A 19570-nucleotide genomic window follows, 5' to 3' on the forward strand; every position below is an offset into this window, starting at 1 on the left:
TCTGGCGCCCGGTCTCAGGCTATATCTTTGTGCAGCCGCAAGGGGGATTCTCTCTCCTGAAAGCGAGGGGATTATTCGCCCAGTTGCGCGCGGGTCGGCAGGCCTTCGCTGTCGCCCTGCACCTGAATCGCCAGGGCGCCAATCCTGTTACCGCGCGTCGCGGCCTGATGCAGCGTTTTGCCTTCCAGCAGGGCGCTTATCACGCCTACCGCAAAGCCGTCGCCCGCGCCCACCGTATCCACCACGTTCTCGACTTTCACCGCGGCGACCGTGCCCTGCTCGCCGCTTGCCGCCTGATACCACGCCCCGTCAGCGCCGGTTTTAATCACCACGGCCTTCACGCCGCGCGTCAGGTAGAAATCTGCGATGCCTTCCGGGCTTGGTTGTCCGGTCAGGAGCTGGCCCTCTTTCAGGCCCGGCAGCACCCAGTCCGCCATGCTGGCGAGGTGATTGAGTTTTTCGATCATCTCCGCCTCGCTTTTCCACAGCACCGGGCGCAGGTTCGGGTCGAAGGAGAGCGTTTTGCCCTGAGCTTTCATGGCGCGTGCCGCGTGATCCAGCAGATCGTAAGAGGTGCCGGAAAGCGCCGCCGCCACGCCGCTCAGATGTAAGTGACGGGCGCTGTAAAACAGGGGCGCGTTAAAGTCTTCGGTGCTCAGATGGCTCGCGGCAGAGCCTTTGCGGAAATACTCCACGATGGGATCGGTTCCATCTGTCACTTTCGATTTCAGCTGAAAGCCGGTCGGGAAACGGTCATCAATCGTCACGCCACGGGTGGCGATACCTTCTTTTTCCAGCTGGTTCAGTACGAAGCGGCCGAAAGAATCATTGCCGACGCGGCTCACCCAGCTCACGTTCAGGCCGAGACGCGCAAGGCCGGTGGCGACGTTCAGCTCCGCTCCCGCCACGCGTCTGATAAAGTGTTCGACCTGCGAAAGAGAGCCTGGATCGGTTGCGACGAACATCGCCATCGCTTCGCCAATCGTAATCACATCCAGTGGCTGTTCCATGTTCACTCCTCGCGCAGCAGGTTGACGTAGTGGCGGGTCACGGCGGTTAAATCGCGCCCTTCCAGCGGGAATTCAATGCCGCGCGGCGCGTCTGCCGGCAGCATCTCCAGCAGCGCGCGCCAGCGCGGCCCGGCGTCATCCAGCGCGATGGCGCGATAGTGGTAATGATGGGCAGTGGCGGCCTTCACGTGGATATAGCTGACGCCTGTATGGAGCGCGCGCGCGGCGTCTTCCGGCGCGTCGTCCACCCACAGCCAGTTGGCCATGTCAAACGTCAGGCGGACAGGCAGGTTGAGCGCTTTACTGGCGGCGTGAAAACGGCGCATCGGCGCAAGGCGGCCGCATTCGGTCTGATCGTTTTCCACGACCAGCGCCACGTCGCTGAGCGCGAGCAGGCCGGCGAGCGGCTCCGCCTGATGCGACTGGCTGAAATGTCCGAGTGAGAGCTTAAGCCAGCGGGCGTTGATTTCGTGCGCTTCGGCGAGCAGCGCGGGCAGGCGCGCGTTGATTTTGCCGTCGTGTTCAAACAGCGGCTCCGGTGCGGAATAACAGGCTTTCAGCCGGTGATTAGCGATGGCCTGCGCCAGCACCGGCAGGGAAGCCAGTTCGGCGGCGTCGAGCAGTTCACGGCGAATTTCCACGCCGTCAGCGCCCGCTTCGGCGATAATCGGCAGCACGGCCTGCTGGCCGCCGAGCGCTTTAATTTTGTCGTTACCATAGGCGGCGGTGACGACGATAATTTCTCTCTCCATTAACTTCTCCGGAGTGGTTACATCTGCATAACATAGTTATTACGCTAGATGGAACCGGTTCCAAAGAGAAGCCCAGGATGGTGAATTTATGATCGGGGTCACGAACCGTCGATTATCGCGCCGTCGAGCCGCGCACGATCAGTTCGCCGGAGAAAAGCTGCTCCCGCACCGCCTGCGACTGGCCCTCAATACGCTTCACCACCTGCTCCAGCGCGGCGTAGCCAATTTGCCAGGTCGGTTGCTTCAGCGTCGTGATGCCAGCGCCCGCAAGTTCCGCCCACTCCAGTTCATCAAAGCCAAGCAGGCCGATATCCGCGCCCCAGTTGAGGCCGATGCGTTTAAGCGAACGCGCCACCTGCAGCGTCAGCGCGCCGTTAGCGGAGATCACCGCTTTGCGCATTCCGCGATAGCGCGTGTGGAAGTGGCGTAACGTGTTGTCGAGATGGTCCGCCTCATGCAACGGCGTTTCGGCGTTTTCCGCCACCACGCCGGGGTAGCGGGCCGCGGTGGCGCGAAACGCGGTCAGACGCTCGCGGCGCGTGTTGACCGTGCCGAGCGGCTCGCTTAAAAACAGCAGCGCCTCAAAGCCCTGTTCTATCAGATGCTCCGTGGCGGTGGTGGCCGCCTGTGTGTTGTCGAGCCCAACCACGTCACAGGCGAAATCCGGGATTTTACGGTCGATAAGCACCATCGGCAGCGCCGACTGTTGCAGCCGGTTCAGCCCCTCTTCGCGCATTCCCACCGCGTTTACCACAATCCCTTCCACCTGATAGCTACGCAGCAAATCCAGATAATGCAGCTCCTGATCGAGTTCGTTATTGGTGTTACAGACCAGCGGCGTGAAGCCCTTTTCCCGGCACGCGGCCTCGATGCCGCTTAAAACATTGACCGAGTACGGGTTAGTGATATCGGCGATGATAAGTCCAATCAGGCGGGTGCGGCCGCGTTTCAGCCCGCGCGCCATCTGGTTTGGGCGATAGTCGAGCTGGGCGATGGCCTGTTCAATACGGGCCAGAAGATCTCCGGAAAGCAGGTGCTTTTCGCCGTTCAGATAGCGGGAGACGCTGGTTTTACCGGTTTTCGCGGCGCGGGCGACATCGCTGATGGTCGGGCGGGACGCTTTTGGGGTCATGAGATTTCCTTCTCAGGCTACAACGCCGGTGGGGCAGGTGACGGTTTTTATTATTAGATGATTTGGGTGGCCGCCGTAAAGCGAGTGTTGGCCAGACCGCGCATTATCGCCACTGGCGGCTTTTCGCGATATCACGATTTTGTAGCGCTGTTTATATTTATGTTATAACGTATCAATTCATGACAGTCGCTTACACAGGAGAGTGAGACCAATGAAGAAGTTAGCCTTGTTACTGGGAATGGGGCTTCTGCTTACCAGCACCCAAAGCCTGGCCCACGGCCATCATCACGGCAAACCGTTGACCGAAGCAGAGCGCCAGGCCAGCGAAGGGGTGTTTAACGATAACGACGTAAAAGATCGCCCGCTCAGTAACTGGGACGGGGTCTGGCAATCGCTTAACCCGTATCTGCTGAATGGCGATTTAGATCCGGTGCTGGCGAAAAAAGCGAAAGAAGGCGGCAAAACCGTCGAAGAATATCGCGCGTATTATAAAAAAGGTTACGCCACGGATGTCGGGATGATTGGCATTGAAAACAACGTGATGGAGTTTCACGTGGGCGACACCGTGAACGCCTGCGAATACAAATATAACGGCTATAAGATCCTGCATTACGTCTCAGGTAAAAAGGGTGTGCGTTACCTGTTTGAATGCACCGACAGCGCGTCGAAAGCGCCAAAATTCGTGCAATTCAGCGATCACACCATCGCGCCGCGCCAGTCCGCGCATTTCCATATTTATATGGGCAATACCTCGCATGAGGCGCTGTTGAAAGAGATGGATAACTGGCCGACGTACTATCCGTATCAGCTCAGCAAAGCGCAGATCGTCGACGAAATGCTGCATCACTAAGGCGTGATACCGCCTCGCCGGCCATTTCCGGTGAGGCGGTTGCCTGTTACTGCAACGGGCTCAGGGTGATTTCCACGCGACGGTTCTGCGCTTTACCCTCTTCGGTGCTGTTGCTTGCGACAGGGTTCGCCGGGCCCATACCGCTGGTGCGGATGCGGTTAGCGGCGACGCCCTGGGTGATGAGGGCGCTGGCCACGCTTTCCGCGCGCTGCTGCGACAGCTTCATGTTCAGCGCCTGTCCGCCGGTGCTGTCGGTGTAGCCCACGACATTCACGGCGGTTTTCGGGTACTCTTTCAGCACCATCGCCACGCCGGTCAGGGTGTTGGCGCCCGCCGGTTTCAGGTTCGCCTGGCTGCTGTCGAAGGTCACGTTATTCGGCATATTCAGGATAATGTTATCGCCGCTGCGGGTAACGCTGACGCCGGTGCCCTGCATTTTCTCGCGCAGTTTCGCTTCCTGAACGTCCATGTAATACCCCACGCCGCCGCCGAGCGCCGCGCCCGCCGCCGCGCCAATCAGCGCGCCTTTGCCGCGATCTTTTTTCGATGAAGAGAGCGCGCCGACGCCCGCGCCGACCAGCGAGCCGAGGCCCGCGCCGATGCCGGATTTACCCGCTTCACGTTCGCCGGTGTAAGGGTTAGTGGTGCAGCCTGAAATAACCAGTGCGCCGCTGACAATCGCGGCCACAAACATGATGCGTTTTTTCATCGCATATCCTTATTCAATTTAATTCTGGTACGCCTGGAGTGGCGGAGGTTGATTATGAGGGGTGAATATGATGAAAATTCCGGGGAGTGTTCCGATTTTGTCATCCATAACGAATCGAGCGGCGACAAAGTGACCATACTCACGCCGCCTCATCTGCAAACGCCAGTCAGGAGCCCGTTTTGGCTAACCCATCTGCTTTAAAACGCATCGTTACCGCCGCCCACTGGGGGCCTATGGTGGTTGAGACCGACGGTGAGACCGTTCTGTCCTCTCAGGGCGCGCTGCCGACGCGTCACCCGAATTCGCTGCAAACCGCCGTGCCGGATCAGGTGCACAGCAAGGCGCGCGTGCGCTACCCGATGGCGCGCAAGGGGTTTCTCGCCTCGCCGGACAGCCCGCAGGGCGTGCGCGGACAGGATGAATTTGTGCGAATCAGTTGGGATGAGGCGCTGCGTCTGATCGACCAGCAGCACCGGCGTATCCGCGAAAGCTACGGCCCGTCGTCGATTTTCGCAGGCTCCTACGGCTGGCGCTCCAACGGCGTGCTGCATAAAGCCGCGACGCTGCTGCAACGTTATATGAGTCTCGCGGGCGGCTATACCGGCCATCTTGGGGACTACTCCACGGGTGCCGCGCAGGTGATCATGCCCTATGTGCTGGGCGGCAACGAAGTGTATCAGCAGCAGACGAGCTGGCCGTTGGTGCTGGAGCACAGCGATGTGGTGGTGCTGTGGAGCGCCAACCCGCTTAATACGCTGAAAATCGCCTGGAACGCCTCTGACGAACAGGGCATCGGCTATTTCGAGCAGTTAAAAGAGAGTGGTAAAAAGCTTATCTGCATCAACCCGATGCGCCCGGAAACCGCCGATTTCTTCGGCGAGCGCATGGAGTGGATAGCCCCGCATATGGGCACCGATGTGGCGCTGATGCTTGGCATCGCCCATACGCTGGTGGAAAACGGCTGGCAGGATAATGACTTCCTTAACGCCTGTACGCATGGCTACGCGCAGTTCGCGGCCTACCTGACCGGCGAGCGCGACGGCACGCCGAAAAACGCCGACTGGGCAGCGGCGATTTGCGGCGTCGACGCGGCGACCATCCGCGAGCTGGCGCGGCTTTTCAGCCAGAATCGCACCATGCTGATGGCGGGCTGGGGCATGCAGCGCCAGCAGTATGGCGAGCAGAAACACTGGATGCTGGTGACGCTCGCGGCCATGCTCGGCCAGATTGGCCTGCCGGGCGGCGGCTTTGGGCTGTCCTATCACTTCGCGAATGGCGGCAACCCGACGCGCCGCGCCGCGGTGCTGGCATCCATGCAGGGCACAGTCGCGGACGGTACCGACGCGGTGGATAAAATCCCGGTGGCGCGCATCGTCGAGGCGCTGGAAAACCCCGGCGGCGAATACCCGCATAACGGCCAGCAACGTATTTTCCCCGATATTCGCTTTATCTGGTGGGCAGGCGGCGCGAATTTCACTCATCACCAGGAAACGCACCGGCTTATCAACGCGTGGCAGAAGCCGGAGCTGGTGGTGATTTCCGAATGCTTCTGGACGGCGGCGGCGAAGCACGCCGATATCGTGTTGCCGGTGACGACATCTTTTGAGCGCAACGACATGACCATGACCGGCGACTACAGCAATCAGCATATGGTGCCGATGAAGCAGGTCGTGCCGCCGCAGTATGAAGCGCGCAACGATTTCGATATTTTCGCTGAACTCTCCGGGCGCTGGGAAACCGGCGGGCGCGAGCGTTTCACCGAAGGCAAAAGCGAGCTCGAATGGCTGGAGACGTTTTACAACATCGCCCGCGAGCGCGGCGCGGCCCAGCAGGTGACGCTACCGGATTTCGCGGATTTCTGGGAAGCGAACCAGATAATCGAGATGCCGGAGAACCCGAAAAACGCCGAATTTGTCCGTTTTGGCGCGTTTCGCGCCGATCCGGCGGCGAACCCGCTCAGTACGCCGAGCGGAAAAATTGAGATCTACTCAGAGCGTATCGCGAGTTTCGGTTATGCCGACTGCCCGCCGCACCCGACATGGCTTGAGCCGGACGAGTGGCACGGCAACGCGCAGCCGGACGAGCTGCAGCTACTCTCGTCGCACCCTGCGCACCGCCTGCACAGCCAGCTCAACTATTCGGCGCTGCGCGAACGTTACGCGGTGGCCGGACGCGAGCCGCTGACGCTGCACCCGGACGACGCCCGTAAACGCGGTATCCATGATGGCGATCTGGTGCGCGTATGGAACGATCGCGGCCAGGTGCTGGCCGGCGCGGTAGTGACCGACGGCATTAAACCGGGCGTCATTTGCCTGCATCAGGGCGCATGGCCCGATTTTGACTGGCAGCAGCAGGGGCTTTGCAAGAACGGCGCGGTAAACGTGCTGACGCGCGATATCCCCACCTCGCGGCTCGGCAACGGCTGCGCGGCGAACTCGTCGCTGGTGCGCGTGGAGAAATATGAAGGCCCGGCGCCGGTTGTTACGGCGTTTGATCCGCCTGCCAGCGCATAATCCACGTCGCGTGGCGGGTCTCCTCCTGCCACGCACTCTCTTCAATGCGAAACCCCCGGGCGTGATAGAAATTCACCGCCCGGGTGTTTTTCTGATAGACCTCAAGGTTCAGGGTGTCGTACTGCGACTGCACATGGGTGAGCAGGGCGGTGCCGACGCCTTTTCCCGCCCACGCCGGCGCGACGAACAGCGCGCCGATAAATTTCTCATGCATCACGCTGATAAAGCCGCGTAACGCGTTGTTTTCTTCCTCCACCCAGGTGCAGGCGCCGGGCAGATAGACATCGCGCACCACCGGCAGGCTGGCGCGCCAGTAGTCGGGGCGGATAAACGGATGTCCGGCGGTAGTGCTGGCAAGCCACAGCGCCAGCACCCGTTCGCGGTCGGCAGGGCGTTGCGCGCGGATCACGGCCGGTTCTCCGGGTGGCAGCCGCAGCCTGCGAGATGATCGTTCACCAGCCCGCAGGCCTGCATGAAGGCGTAGCAAATGGTGGGGCCGACGAATTTAAATCCGCGTTTTTTTAGCGCCTTTGAGAGCGCCTGCGCCTGCGGCGTTGTGACCGGCACCTGCGCGAGCGTGGCGGGTGAGTTGATCTTCGGCGCGCCATCAACGAACGACCAGGCAAACGTGGCGAAATCTTCCCCTTGCGACTGCATGGCGAGATACGCCCGCGCGTTGGCGATAATCGCCTCGATCTTGCCGCGATGGCGGATAATCCCTGGCTCAAGCACCAGCGCGTCAACCGCCTCCGGCCCCATCTGCGCGATAGCATTCGGATCAAACTCGTGAAAACAGCGGCGATAGTGTTCGCGTTTTTTCAGCACGGTTATCCAGGAAAGCCCTGCCTGCTGGCCTTCCAGGCAGAGCATTTCAAACAGCGTGTGGTTATCTTTTTGAGGCTTGCCCCACTCATCATCATGGTAGGCGAGATAAAGCGGGTCCTGAGTGACCCATCCGCAACGTTCCATCCTGCTTTTCCTTATGGTCATAAACATCCTGGCGATTTTCTGAAGCGGCTTGACGTTGCGAATAAAGAGACAATAGTTAATTCAGGGTTATTCGCATTTCCGCTAATAAAGCCAATAAAAACTGCCGGAATCGGCTCTTTTCTGGAGTCGCCTTGATGATGATAACAATCTCTGGACGCCATGCGTTGCGACGCGCGGCGGTGCTTTTGTGGTCTCTGGTTTTTACGCAGGCGGCACACGCCTGGCAACAGGAATATATCGCTGTTGACCCGCAAAGTAATACGTCTGAACGCTATACGTGGGACAGCGATCGCACCCCGAGCTATGAGGAGATCCTCGCCGAACGGGTGGCGCAGACGCAGCGCGACGACACGTTAATCACGTCGCCGGGGCTGAATCTGTCATTGCCACTGCCGGTCGTCGCGCGCCCGGTGGCTGGCTGGCGGCGCGAGGCCAGCGTGCTTCCCGTTCAGGAGAACGGCCTGAGCGCGGACGACGCATACTGGCACCCGAGCGTCGGCTCGCTGGGCTGGCGGCTTGACTCGCGTATCGGCGCTCTGCGGCCCTGGGCGCAGGTCAGCTATAACCAACAGCACGGCGATCCGCTGTGGAATATGCAGCCGCTGCTGCCCACCAGCCAGTATGGCTCATGGATGGATGTCTCGTTTGGTGCCGATATGCCAATTAACAAGCATGTTGCGGCCTGGGCGTCCTTCTCCCAGGCGGAAGGGCGGCTGAGTGAAAACGACGCGCAAATGTACAATCTCGGCGTCAGCGCGACGTTTTAGGGCGGGCATTTGCCGCCCGTTCAAGGCCATCCATGCCTTTTTTCATGCAGTTCATTCCGCGTCAGCGGCATCTCATGCCGTTTTCCCCCGGAAAAGTAGGGGTTTCGCTATCGTTGCAGGTAGTGAAGCTTTCTTCTTTTCTTTGGGATAACAACCATGAATACATCCATCCAACAGCGTACCCGGTGGCTCACCCTGGTGGGCACCATTGTGACCCAGTTCGCGCTGGGCTCGGTTTATACCTGGAGCCTGTTTAACGGCGCGCTATCGCAAAAGCTCGACGAGCCGGTAAGCCAGGTGGCGTTTTCCTTCGGGCTGCTGAGCCTGGGGCTGGCGCTGTCATCATCGGTAGCCGGGAAGTTGCAGGAGCGTTTCGGCGTAAAACGCGTGACGATCGCCTCTGGCGTACTGTTGGGGCTGGGCCTGGTGTTAACCTCTCACGCCAGCAATCTGCTGATGCTCTGGCTGAGCGCCGGGCTGCTGGTGGGCCTCGCGGACGGTGCCGGTTATCTGCTGACGCTCTCGAACTGCGTGAAGTGGTTCCCGGAGCGCAAAGGGCTTATCTCCGCGTTCTCCATCGGCTCGTATGGTCTCGGCAGCCTCGGCTTTAAATTTATCGACAGCCATCTGCTGGCCTCCGTCGGGCTTGAGCATACGTTTATTATCTGGGGCGGCCTCGTGATGGTGATGATCATCGGCGGCGCGCTGCTGATGAAAGACGCGCCGCTGCAGCCTGCAAGCGCGGGCAATAACGCAGGTGAAGGCGATTACAGCCTTGCCGAATCGATGCGTAAACCGCAGTACTGGATGCTGGCGCTGATGTTCCTGACCGCCTGCATGAGCGGCCTGTATGTTATTGGCGTGGCGAAAGATATCGCCCAGGGCATGGTGCGCCTCGACGCCGCTACCGCCGCGAACGCCGTTACCGTTATCTCCATCGCCAACCTGGCGGGCCGTCTGGTGCTTGGCATTCTCTCCGATAAAATGCCGCGCATTCGCGTGATTACGCTGGGCCAGGTGGTGTCGCTGGTTGGTATGGCGGCGCTGCTTTTCGCCCCGCTCAATGAAGTGACGTTCTTCGCGGCCATCGCCTGCGTGGCGTTTAACTTCGGCGGCACGATCACGGTGTATCCGTCGCTGGTCAGCGATTTCTTCGGGCTTAATAATCTTGCTAAAAACTACGGCGTGATTTATCTCGGCTTCGGTATCGGCAGCATCTGCGGTTCGATTATCGCCTCGCTGTTTGGCGGCTTTTACGTCACCTTCTGCGTTATCTTCGCGCTGCTGATTGTGTCGCTGGCGATTTCCACCACCATTCGCCAGCCGCGCCGCGAAACCTGGGAACACGCCCGCGCCTGATTCGCCCTTCGCCGCCGCATCCTGCGGCGGCGCTGTTTCCCCGATTGTTCTCACTTTCTCCCCAGTTCGCTCAGACGTTCTATGCTTACTAGCTGTGATTGCCAACACAAAGGAGAACAAGATGTCCTTAGAAAAAGTGGTTTATCGCGCAAAAGCGAAAGCGACTGGCGGCCGTGATGGCCGGGCAACGTCTGATGACGGCGTGCTGGATGTGAAACTCGGCGTGCCGAAAGAGATGGGCGGCGCGGGCGGTCAGGTGACCAACCCGGAGCAGCTCTTCGCGGCGGGCTATTCCGCCTGCTTCCTGGGCGCGCTGAAGCATGTCGCCGCGCAGGAGAAAAAGAAAGTGCCGCAGGAGGCGTTTATCGAAGGTCAGGTGGGGATTGGCCCGCTGCCGACCGGCTTCGGAATCGAAGCCCAGCTGGATATTCATTTGCCGGGCATGGATCGTGCGGAAGCGGAAGAACTGGTGCAGAAAGCGCATATTGTCTGCCCGTACTCCAACGCCACGCGCGGCAATATCGACGTTAAGCTGAATGTGATCACCGACTAACCGGCTTCACGCGCCATAAAATGCGGTTCCGGCCTCATATTTTTGTAAATAGAGGCCGGACCGCCCTAAAAGCCCGCACTTTTTCCCGCTTCTGTGGTCTACTTCCCCGCGTCTGAGATAAGAATCTCCTGATTCCCTCACGGCCGTTACCTGTACATTCTTTTTTCCTTTTTTGGGTAAAGGGTTTTTAGTGCCTGCTTTGCCTGGACGGTTTGCATGAAATACATCCTCTCGATGACCCAGCAGAAGCTGAGCTTTCTGTTGGCGGTATACATCGGTCTGTTTTTGAACTGCGCGGTGCTGTACCGTCGTTTTGATGGTTATGCGCAAAATCTCACCTGGGTTAATGGCGTCTCAATGGTGGTGGAGCTGGCGGCGACCGTGCTGGTCACGTTCTTCCTGCTGCGCGTGCTGTCGCTGTTCGGGCGACGCGTCTGGCGCGTGCTGACGACGCTTATCGTCCTGTTCTCCGCCGCGGCCAGTTATTACATGACGTTTATGAACGTCGTGATTGGCTACGGGATCATCGCGTCAGTGATGACTACTGATATTGATCTCTCAAAAGAGGTGATCGGCTGGCAGTTTATCGCCTGGATGGTGCTGGTATGTATCGTGCCGCTGGCGCTTATCTGGGGCAACCGCTGCCGCGATACGCTGCTGCGCCAGCTGCGCACGCGCGATCAACGCCTGAAAAGCGCGGCGGTGGTGATTGTGGCCGGCCTGCTGGTCTGGGCGCCGATTCGCCTGCTGGATTTGCAGCAGAAGAACGAAGAACGCACCTCTGGCGTCGATATGCCGAGCTACGGCGGCGTGGTGGCGAACTCTTATCTGCCGTCGAACTGGCTCTCTGCGCTGGGCCTCTACGCCTGGGCGCAGGTGGACGAGTCGAGCGATAACAAATCACTGTTGAATCCGGCCAAAAAATTTACCTGGCAGGCCCCGCAGGGCATCGATGACACCTACGTGGTGTTTATCATCGGCGAAACCACGCGCTGGGATCACATGGGCATGCTCGGTTACGACCGTGACACCACGCCGAAACTCGCGCAGGAGAAAAACCTGGCGGCGTTCCGCGGCGAGTCGTGCGACACGGCGACCAAACTGTCGCTGCGCTGTATGTTTGTTCGTGAAGGCGGCGCGGACGATAATCCACAGCGCACCCTGAAAGAGCAGAATGTTTTCGCAGTGCTCAAGCAGTTGGGCTTTAGCGCAGATCTCTATGCGATGCAGAGCGAGATGTGGTTTTACAGCAACACGATGGCGGACAACATCGCCTACCGCGAGCAGATAGGCGCCGAGCCGCGCAACCGCGGCAAGCAGGTGGATGACATGCTGCTGGTGGATGAGATGAAAAACTCGCTGACCAACCACGAGAAGGGCAAGCACCTCATCATCCTGCATACCAAAGGCTCGCATTATAACTATGTGCAGCGTTATCCGCGCAGCTTCGCGCGCTGGCAGCCGGAATGCATGGGCGTTGACTCCAGCTGTAGCCGCGAGGAGCTGATTAACGCGTACGATAACTCGGTGCTGTACGTCGACAGCTTTATCTCTGATGTCATCGACCAGGTGCGTAACAAGAAAGCGATTGTTTTCTACGCGGCGGATCATGGCGAGTCGATCAACGAGAAAGAGCATCTGCACGGTACGCCGCGCAATATCGCGCCGCCGGAGCAGTTCCGCGTGCCGATGATGGTCTGGATGTCTGACAGCTACCTGGCCGACCCGCAACACGCGCAGGCATTCGCGCAGCTTAAACTGCAGGCGCAGCAGAAGCGTCCGCATCGCCACGTTGAGCTGTTCGACACCATTATGGGCTGTCTGGGTTACCAGTCGCCGGACGGCGGCATCAATCAGAATAACAACTGGTGCCACGTTCCTGATGCGGCAAAATAGCCATATCGCTGGCTTTTCAGCCGATCGCGCGGCTTTTTTAAAGTAAGGGATTGACGAGGATTAGGGTGCGCAGTAATATGCGCCCCGCATTCGGTGATTGGCGCAGCCTGGTAGCGCACTTCGTTCGGGACGAAGGGGTCGGAGGTTCGAATCCTCTATCACCGACCAAATTTAAAAAGCCTGCTCAGTGAGCAGGCTTTTTGCTTTCTGGCGTCTGCGAGGATGAGAACCTCCGGGGGCAGGGAGGTTCGACCCGAGCGTAGCGAGAGAACGTTGCGCAGCAACGGCCCACAGGGCGAAGCCGCGCAGCGGCGAGTTATCCTCTGGCACCGACCAAATTTAAAAAGCCTGCTCAGTGAGCAGGCTTTTTGCTTTCTGGCGTCTGCGAGGATGAGAACCTCCGGGGGCAGGGAGGTTCGACACAGGGCGAAGCCGCGCAGCGGCGAGTTATCCTCTGGCACCGACCAAATTTAAAAAGCCTGCTCAGTGAGCAGGCTTTTTGCTTTCCGGCGTTTATGAAACCGAAAAGGCAGGCTTTATTCATTCACGCTATTGCATTTCTGCCCCATTAAGAATCGGCTCCAGGCGATATCTGCCGAACGCTAACGCGCCGCTTAATTCGCCCGTCTTATTTAGCTTCGATTTTGTCGTCTGAACACGATTCTGTGACATATTTCATTGAAAATAGTTATGAAACACGGCGCATACTTTCCCCTCTGCTTATATATCGCCTTAGCATTTTTTGCTGCATGCTTAACAAATTTCGCCATAAACCGTTCATAAGTTCGCCACAGCGCGAGAAATTTTAGATTAACCGCATAAAACATAAGCGCTGGATGTTACAAATTATCAAGATGATTATTCTGCCAGCATGGGCGTAGCATAAATTTCCGTGCTGAAAACACGGCCATGAGGTTTTTTTAATCTTTGTTTGCCGTTTCTCACCCCGGTTGTAAATCCCGGATAGCTGTATTGACGTTTGCCTGTTCTGTTGACAGATTGTAGGGCGTGAGGGTCATTTTACGGACAATCTGTACTGCAACTCAGTCTCCCTTGCGAAAGGAATCCCCAGCCTCACCATTACCGATCGGACCGGGCAAAAAATAAAAAAGGTCTGACGGATAACACAACACCTATCACATTGGAGCAGAAGAATGAGTATTTCCTTGAAGAAGTCAGGGATGCTGAAGTTTGGTCTGAGCCTGCTGGCTATGGCCTGCGCCGCAAGCGTACAAGCCAAAACCCTGGTTTACTGTTCAGAAGGCTCGCCTGAAGGCTTTAACCCACAGCTCTTCACCTCTGGCACCACCTATGACGCAAGCTCTGTGCCTATTTATAACCGCTTGGTAGAATTTAAAACCGGCACCACGGAAATTATTCCGGGACTCGCGGAAAAATGGGACGTCAGCGAAGATGGTAAAACCTATACTTTCTATCTGCGTAAAGGCGTAAAATGGCAGGACAATAAAGAATTTAAACCGACGCGCGAATTTAACGCCGATGATGTCGTGTTCTCGTTTGATCGTCAGAAAAACGCGCAAAACCCGTATCATAAAGTCTCTGGCGGTAGCTACGAATATTTCGAAGGCATGGGCCTGCCGACGCTGATTAGCGAAGTGAAAAAAGTCGACGACCATACCGTCCAGTTTGTGCTGACGCGCCCGGAAGCGCCGTTCCTCGCGGATATGGCGATGGACTTCGCCTCAATTCTCTCTAAAGAATACGCCGACAATATGCTGAAAGCCGGCACTCCGGAGAAAGTCGACCTGAACCCGATCGGCACCGGCCCGTTCCAGCTTCTGCAATACCAGAAAGACTCCCGTATTCTGTATAAAGCGTTCCAGGGCTTCTGGGGCACTAAGCCGAAGATTGACCGTCTGGTCTTCTCCATTACGCCGGATGCGTCTGTGCGTTACGCCAAACTGCAGAAAAATGAGTGTCAGGTGATGCCGTACCCGAACCCGGCAGATATCGCGCGCATGAAGCAGGATAAAAACATTAACCTGATGGAGCAGGCGGGTCTGAACGTCGGCTACCTCTCTTTCAACACCGAGAAAAAGCCGTTTGACGACGTGAAAGTGCGTCAGGCGCTGACCTACGCGGTGAATAAAGACGCCATTATCAAAGCGGTTTACCAGGGCGCTGGCGTTGCCGCCAAAAACCTGATCCCGCCGACCATGTGGGGTTACAACGACGACGTGAAGGATTACACCTATGACGTCGAGAAAGCCAAAGCGCTGCTGAAAGAAGCAGGCCAGGATAAAGGCTTTACCGTTGAGCTGTGGGCGATGCCGGTACAGCGTCCGTACAACCCGAACGCGCGCCGTATGGCCGAGATGATCCAGGCTGACTGGGCGAAAATCGGCGTTCAGGCCAAAATCGTGACCTACGAGTGGGGCGAGTATCTGAAACGCGCCAAAGCGGGCGAGCACCAGGCCGTGATGATGGGCTGGACCGGCGACAACGGGGATCCGGATAACTTCTTCGCAACCCTGTTCAGCTGCGACGCGGCGAAAGATGGCTCCAACTACTCTCGCTGGTGCTACAAGCCGTTTGAAGATCTGATTCAGCCGGCGCGCGCCACTGAAGACCACAACAAACGTATCGAACTCTACAAACAGGCTCAGGTCGTGATGCACGATCAGGCGCCGGCGCTTATCGTCGCGCACTCCACCGTGTATGAGCCGGTGCGTAAAGAGGTCAAAGGCTACGTAGTCGATCCGCTGGGCAAACACCACTTCGAAAACGTCTCCGTTGAATAATTAAAACCATCAGGGGCGCGTGAGCGCCCCGTGTCCGGCGACGCTGCGCTTATCTCGGTCTACACTTTCAGGCCGGGTAAGGGCGGCGCACCCGGCAGCAGTGCTTTATTCCCTCTCTCACAGGGGAGGGAATGAGATTTGTGAGCAATACAGACCACATCCCCTGGTTGTGCGTCATTACAGAGAATCCGGGTTATGTTGCAGTTCATCCTCCGACGTCTGGGGCTTGTTATCCCGACGTTTATCGGTATCACCCTTCTCACTTTTGCCTTCGTCCATATGATCCCCGGCGACCCGGTGATGATCATGGCGGGCGAACGTGGTATTTCCCCTGAGCGTCACGCGCAGCTGCTGGCCGAGCTTGGCCTCGACAAGCCGCTGTGGGAACAGTATCTCCATTACATCTGGGGCGTGCTGCATGGCGATTTAGGGATCTCGCTGAAAAGCCGCCTCCCGGTCTGGGAAGAGTTCGTGCCGCGCTTTAAAGCGACGCTGGAACTGGGCATTTGCGCGATGATTTTCGCCGTCGCCGTGGGCATTCCGGTCGGCGTGCTGGCCGCCGTGAAGCGCGGTTCCATCTTCGATCACACCGCGGTGGGCCTGGCGCTGACTGGCTACTCCATGCCTATCTTCTGGTGGGGCATGATGCTTATCATGCTGGTTTCGGTGCAGTGGAACCTGACGCCGGTCTCCGGGCGCGTCAGCGATATGGTGTTCCTTGACGACACCAATCCGCTGACCGGCTTTATGCTCATTGACACCGCCATCTGGGGCGAAGAGGGCAACTTTATCGATGCCCTGGCGCATATGATCCTGCCTGCCGTGGTGCTCGGCACCATTCCGCTGGCGGTGATTGTGCGTATGACCCGCTCCGCGATGCTGGAAGTGCTCGGCGAAGATTACATCCGCACTGCGCGCGCCAAGGGCCTGACCCGCATGCGCGTCATTATCATTCACGCGCTGCGTAACGCCATGCTGCCGGTCGTGACGGTGATTGGGCTGCAGGTGGGCACGCTGCTGGCGGGCGCTATCCTGACGGAAACCATCTTCTCCTGGCCGGGGCTCGGACGCTGGCTGATTGACGCGCTGCAGCGCCGCGATTATCCGGTGGTGCAGGGCGGCGTGCTGCTGGTGGCGACGATGATTATTCTCGTCAACCTGCTGGTCGATCTGCTCTATGGCGTGGTGAACCCGCGTATTCGTCATAAGAAATAAGGGGCCATCATGACGCAAATGACTGAAAACAAAGTGGTGGCCGCACCGGTGCCGATGACGCCGATGCAGGAGTTCTGGCACTACTTCAAACGTAACAAAGGCGCTGTGGTCGGCCTGGTGTATGTGGTGGTGATGATAATCATCGCCGTCTTCGCGAACTTTATCGCGCCGCATAACCCGGCGGAGCAGTTCCGCGACGCGCTGCTGGCCCCGCCGGTCTGGCAGGATGGCGGCACCTGGGCGCATATTCTCGGCACCGACGACGTAGGCCGTGATGTGATGTCGCGCCTGATGTACGGCGCGCGCCTGTCGCTGCTGGTCGGCTGTCTGGTGGTGGTGCTGTCGCTGGTGATGGGCATTGTGCTCGGCCTGGTGGCGGGTTATTTCGGCGGCATCGTCGACACCATCATCATGCGCGTGGTCGATATTATGCTGGCGCTGCCGAGCCTGCTGCTGGCGCTGGTGCTGGTGGCGATTTTCGGCCCGTCCATCGTTAACGCCTCGCTGGCGCTCACTTTCGTGGCGCTGCCGCACTATGTGCGCTTAACCCGCGCGGCGGTGCTGGTGGAAGTGAGCCGCGATTACGTCACCGCCTCGCGCGTGGCGGGCGCGGGCGCGATGCGCCAGATGTTCGTGAATATTTTCCCTAACTGCCTTGCGCCGCTGATTGTTCAGGCGTCGCTTGGTTTCTCGAATGCCATTCTCGATATGGCCGCACTGGGCTTTCTCGGCATGGGCGCGCAGCCGCCAACACCGGAGTGGGGCACCATGCTCTCCGACGTGTTGCAGTTCGCGCAAAGTGCCTGGTGGGTCGTGACCTTCCCGGGTCTCGCAATCCTGCTGACGGTGCTGGCATTTAACCTGATGGGTGACGGCCTGCGTGACGCGCTCGACCCCAAACTCAAGCAGTAAAGAGGCACGAGATGGCGTTACTGAATGTAGATAAATTATCGGTGCACTTCGGCGACGAAGGCACCCCGTTCCGCGCCGTAGACCGCGTGAGCTACAGCGTGAACCAGGGCGAAGTGGTCGGCATTGTGGGGGAATCGGGCTCGGGCAAATCGGTCAGCTCGCTGGCTATCATGGGCCTTATCGATTTTCCTGGCCGCGTGATGGCGGACAAACTGGAATTCAACGGCCAGGATTTACAGCGTATCTCGGAAAAAGATCGCCGTAACCTGGTGGGCGCCGAAGTGGCGATGATCTTCCAGGATCCGATGACCAGTCTGAACCCCTGCTACACCGTGGGTTTCCAGATTATGGAAGCGATCAAAGTGCACCAGGGCGGCAATAAAAAGACCCGCCGCCAGCGCGCGATCGACTTGCTCAACCTGGTCGGCATTCCGGACCCGGCGTCGCGTCTTGACGTCTACCCGCACCAGCTGTCGGGCGGGATGAGCCAGCGCGTAATGATTGCGATGGCGATCGCCTGTCGTCCGAAGCTGCTGATTGCTGATGAACCGACGACCGCGCTGGATGTAACTATCCAGGCGCAGATTATTGAACTGCTGCTGGAGCTTCAGCAAAAAGAGAACATGGCGCTGATCCTTATCACCCATGATCTCGCGCTGGTGGCCGAAGCGGCGCACAAAATCATCGTGATGTACGCAGGCCAGGTGGTGGAAACCGGCGAGGCGCGGGATATCTTCCGCGCGCCGCGCCACCCCTACACGCAGGCGCTGCTGCGCGCGCTGCCGGAGTTCGCGCAGGATAAAGCACGTCTGGCGTCGCTGCCGGGCGTGGTGCCGGGGAAATATGACCGTCCGACGGGCTGTTTGCTCAACCCGCGCTGCCCCTACGCCACCGAGCGCTGCCGCGCCGAAGAACCGGCGTTAAACCTGGTGGACAACGGCCGCCAGTCGAAATGCCACTATCCCCTCGATGATGCCGGGAGGCCAACCAATTATGAGCACGCATGAGGCCACCACGCAGCACCCGCTGTTGCAGGCTATCGACCTGAAAAAACACTACCCGGTGAAGAAGGGTTTCTTCGCGCCGGAACGTCTGGTGAAGGCGCTGGACGGCGTCTCCTTTACCCTTGAGCGCGGCAAAACGCTGGCGGTGGTGGGCGAGTCCGGCTGTGGGAAATCCACGCTCGGCCGTCTGCTGACGATGATAGAAACGCCGACCGGCGGCGAGCTTTACTATCAGGGCCAGGATCTGCTGAAACCCGACGAAACGGCGGAGAAACTGCGCCGCCAGAAAATCCAGATCGTGTTCCAGAACCCGTATGGCTCCCTGAATCCGCGTAAAAAAGTGGGGCAAATCCTTGAGGAGCCGCTGCTCATTAACAGCTCGCTCAGCAAAGAGGCGCGCCGCGAAAAAGCGCTGGCGATGATGGCGAAAGTCGGTCTCAAAACCGAGCATTACGACCGCTATCCGCATATGTTCTCCGGCGGCCAGCGTCAGCGTATCGCTATCGCGCGCGGGCTGATGCTCGACCCGGATGTGGTGATAGCCGACGAACCGGTGTCGGCGCTTGATGTCTCGGTGCGCGCGCAGGTTCTGAACCTTATGATGGATTTGCAGCAGGATCTGGGGCTCTCTTATGTGTTTATCTCCCACGATTTGTCGGTGGTGGAGCACATCGCCGATGAAGTGATGGTGATGTATCTGGGCCGCTGCGTGGAGAAGGGCACCAAAGACCAGATTTTCTCGAACCCGCGTCATCCGTACACCCAGGCGCTGCTCTCCGCGACGCCGCGCCTGAACCCGGACGACCGCCGCGAGCGCATCAAGCTCACCGGCGAGCTGCCAAGCCCGCTGAATCCGCCGCCGGGGTGCGCCTTCAGCGCCCGTTGCCGCCGCCGTTTCGGGCCGTGCACGCAGATCCAGCCGCAGCTGAAGGAGTATAACGGTCAGTTAGTGGCCTGTTTCGCCGTCGATCAGGATGAAACCGGCGAGCCGCGCATTCCATAACCTACGCGCGAAACAAAAAGCCGACGCAGAGCGTCGGCTTTTTTTTGGGTGTTATGGCAGGCCGTGGTGGATGCGCTTCGCGTGTCCCTGCGAATAATACCGGTAGCGTCGTTATAGGGCGGGTAAGCCTGCGCCCCCGCCAC

At 58.7% G+C, this 19570-nt stretch carries 17 protein-coding genes, 1 tRNA gene and 1 other RNA gene; 13 read left to right on the forward strand and 6 right to left on the reverse strand.

What is annotated here, in order from left to right; translation table 11 throughout:
* Positions 1–71: 71 nt before the first annotated feature.
* The 3 genes from BJP61_RS02025 to BJP61_RS02035 all read right to left on the reverse strand — a co-directional run bounded on the left by BJP61_RS02025 (position 72) and on the right by BJP61_RS02035 (position 2894).
* Positions 72–1010, reverse strand: a complete 939-nt coding sequence (locus tag BJP61_RS02025; RefSeq protein WP_171997758.1) for a sugar kinase — start codon at positions 1008–1010, stop codon at positions 72–74.
* Between the two features lie 2 nt (positions 1011–1012).
* Entirely contained in the window at positions 1013–1762 is a 750-nt protein-coding gene (locus BJP61_RS02030; protein ID WP_171997759.1) for an epimerase, read from the reverse strand.
* A gap of 112 nt (positions 1763–1874) precedes the next feature.
* Positions 1875–2894 (reverse strand): LacI family DNA-binding transcriptional regulator, encoded by a 1020-nt coding sequence (locus tag BJP61_RS02035; protein ID WP_075193987.1) that lies wholly within the window; start codon positions 2892–2894, stop codon positions 1875–1877.
* Between the two features lie 211 nt (positions 2895–3105).
* Between BJP61_RS02035 and zinT the strand changes: the two genes are divergently transcribed.
* A complete protein-coding gene (gene zinT, locus BJP61_RS02040; protein ID WP_038866767.1) occupies positions 3106–3744 on the forward strand; it encodes a metal-binding protein ZinT in 639 nt (212 codons plus the stop codon).
* 46 nt (positions 3745–3790) lie between these two features.
* Here zinT and BJP61_RS02045 read toward each other — a convergent pair whose 3' ends face one another.
* Positions 3791–4453 carry an OmpA family lipoprotein gene (locus BJP61_RS02045; RefSeq protein WP_038866770.1) on the reverse strand — a complete coding sequence of 221 codons (663 nt, stop codon included), beginning with the start codon at positions 4451–4453 and terminating at the stop codon, positions 3791–3793.
* 179 nt (positions 4454–4632) lie between these two features.
* On the opposite strand from BJP61_RS02045, the gene BJP61_RS02050 reads away from it, so the two are divergent.
* Positions 4633–6966 (forward strand): molybdopterin guanine dinucleotide-containing S/N-oxide reductase, encoded by a 2334-nt coding sequence (locus BJP61_RS02050; RefSeq protein ID WP_171997760.1) that lies wholly within the window; start codon positions 4633–4635, stop codon positions 6964–6966.
* Here BJP61_RS02050 and BJP61_RS02055 read toward each other — a convergent pair.
* Both BJP61_RS02055 and BJP61_RS02060 read right to left on the reverse strand, forming a co-directional pair.
* A complete protein-coding gene (locus tag BJP61_RS02055) occupies positions 6935–7375 on the reverse strand; it encodes an N-acetyltransferase (RefSeq protein ID WP_038866774.1) in 441 nt (146 codons plus the stop codon). The genes BJP61_RS02050 and BJP61_RS02055 overlap by 32 nt on opposite strands.
* The gene (locus BJP61_RS02060; protein ID WP_171997761.1) at positions 7372–7935 is read right to left on the reverse strand and encodes a DNA-3-methyladenine glycosylase I; all 564 of its coding nucleotides are present in this window, start codon (positions 7933–7935) and stop codon (positions 7372–7374) included. Before BJP61_RS02060 ends, BJP61_RS02055 begins: the two co-directional genes overlap by 4 nt.
* 155 nt (positions 7936–8090) lie before the next feature.
* Here BJP61_RS02060 and BJP61_RS02065 point away from each other — a divergent pair, with 155 nt between their 5' ends.
* From BJP61_RS02065 to dppF, 11 genes are all read left to right on the forward strand, one after another.
* Positions 8091–8723 (forward strand): lipase, encoded by a 633-nt coding sequence (locus BJP61_RS02065; protein ID WP_161580067.1) that lies wholly within the window; start codon positions 8091–8093, stop codon positions 8721–8723.
* 156 nt (positions 8724–8879) lie between these two features.
* Positions 8880–10082, forward strand: coding sequence for an MFS transporter (locus tag BJP61_RS02070; RefSeq protein WP_038866781.1), 1203 nt, complete (start codon positions 8880–8882; stop codon positions 10080–10082).
* Positions 10083–10203: 121 nt separating this feature from the next.
* On the forward strand, positions 10204–10635 hold the full coding sequence (locus tag BJP61_RS02075; RefSeq protein WP_007753714.1) for an organic hydroperoxide resistance protein: 432 nt from the start codon (positions 10204–10206) through the stop codon (positions 10633–10635).
* A gap of 216 nt (positions 10636–10851) precedes the next feature.
* Positions 10852–12531 (forward strand): kdo(2)-lipid A phosphoethanolamine 7''-transferase, encoded by a 1680-nt coding sequence (gene eptB / locus BJP61_RS02080; RefSeq protein ID WP_038866783.1) that lies wholly within the window; start codon positions 10852–10854, stop codon positions 12529–12531.
* Between the two features lie 91 nt (positions 12532–12622).
* Positions 12623–12699 (forward strand) — tRNA-Pro (locus BJP61_RS02085).
* A gap of 32 nt (positions 12700–12731) precedes the next feature.
* Positions 12732–12867: non-coding RNA, RtT sRNA (locus tag BJP61_RS02090), on the forward strand.
* Between the two features lie 818 nt (positions 12868–13685).
* Positions 13686–15293: a dipeptide ABC transporter periplasmic-binding protein DppA gene (gene dppA, locus BJP61_RS02095; protein ID WP_171997762.1), complete on the forward strand. Its 1608-nt coding sequence runs from the start codon at positions 13686–13688 to the stop codon at positions 15291–15293.
* A gap of 195 nt (positions 15294–15488) precedes the next feature.
* On the forward strand, positions 15489–16508 hold the full coding sequence (gene dppB, locus BJP61_RS02100) for a dipeptide ABC transporter permease DppB (protein ID WP_007724059.1): 1020 nt from the start codon (positions 15489–15491) through the stop codon (positions 16506–16508).
* 9 nt (positions 16509–16517) lie between these two features.
* The gene (gene dppC / locus BJP61_RS02105) at positions 16518–17420 is read left to right on the forward strand and encodes a dipeptide ABC transporter permease DppC (RefSeq protein ID WP_038866821.1); all 903 of its coding nucleotides are present in this window, start codon (positions 16518–16520) and stop codon (positions 17418–17420) included.
* Positions 17421–17431: 11 nt separating this feature from the next.
* Positions 17432–18427, forward strand: coding sequence for a dipeptide ABC transporter ATP-binding protein (dppD, locus tag BJP61_RS02110; protein WP_007703029.1), 996 nt, complete (start codon positions 17432–17434; stop codon positions 18425–18427).
* Positions 18414–19427, forward strand: a complete 1014-nt coding sequence (dppF, locus tag BJP61_RS02115; RefSeq protein WP_038866824.1) for a dipeptide ABC transporter ATP-binding subunit DppF — start codon at positions 18414–18416, stop codon at positions 19425–19427. The genes dppD and dppF overlap by 14 nt, the downstream gene beginning before the upstream one ends.
* The last annotated feature ends 143 nt before the right edge of the window (positions 19428–19570 follow it).

It is taken from the genome of Cronobacter sp. JZ38, from assembly GCF_008932145.1.
Classification (GTDB): domain Bacteria; phylum Pseudomonadota; class Gammaproteobacteria; order Enterobacterales; family Enterobacteriaceae; genus Cronobacter; species Cronobacter muytjensii.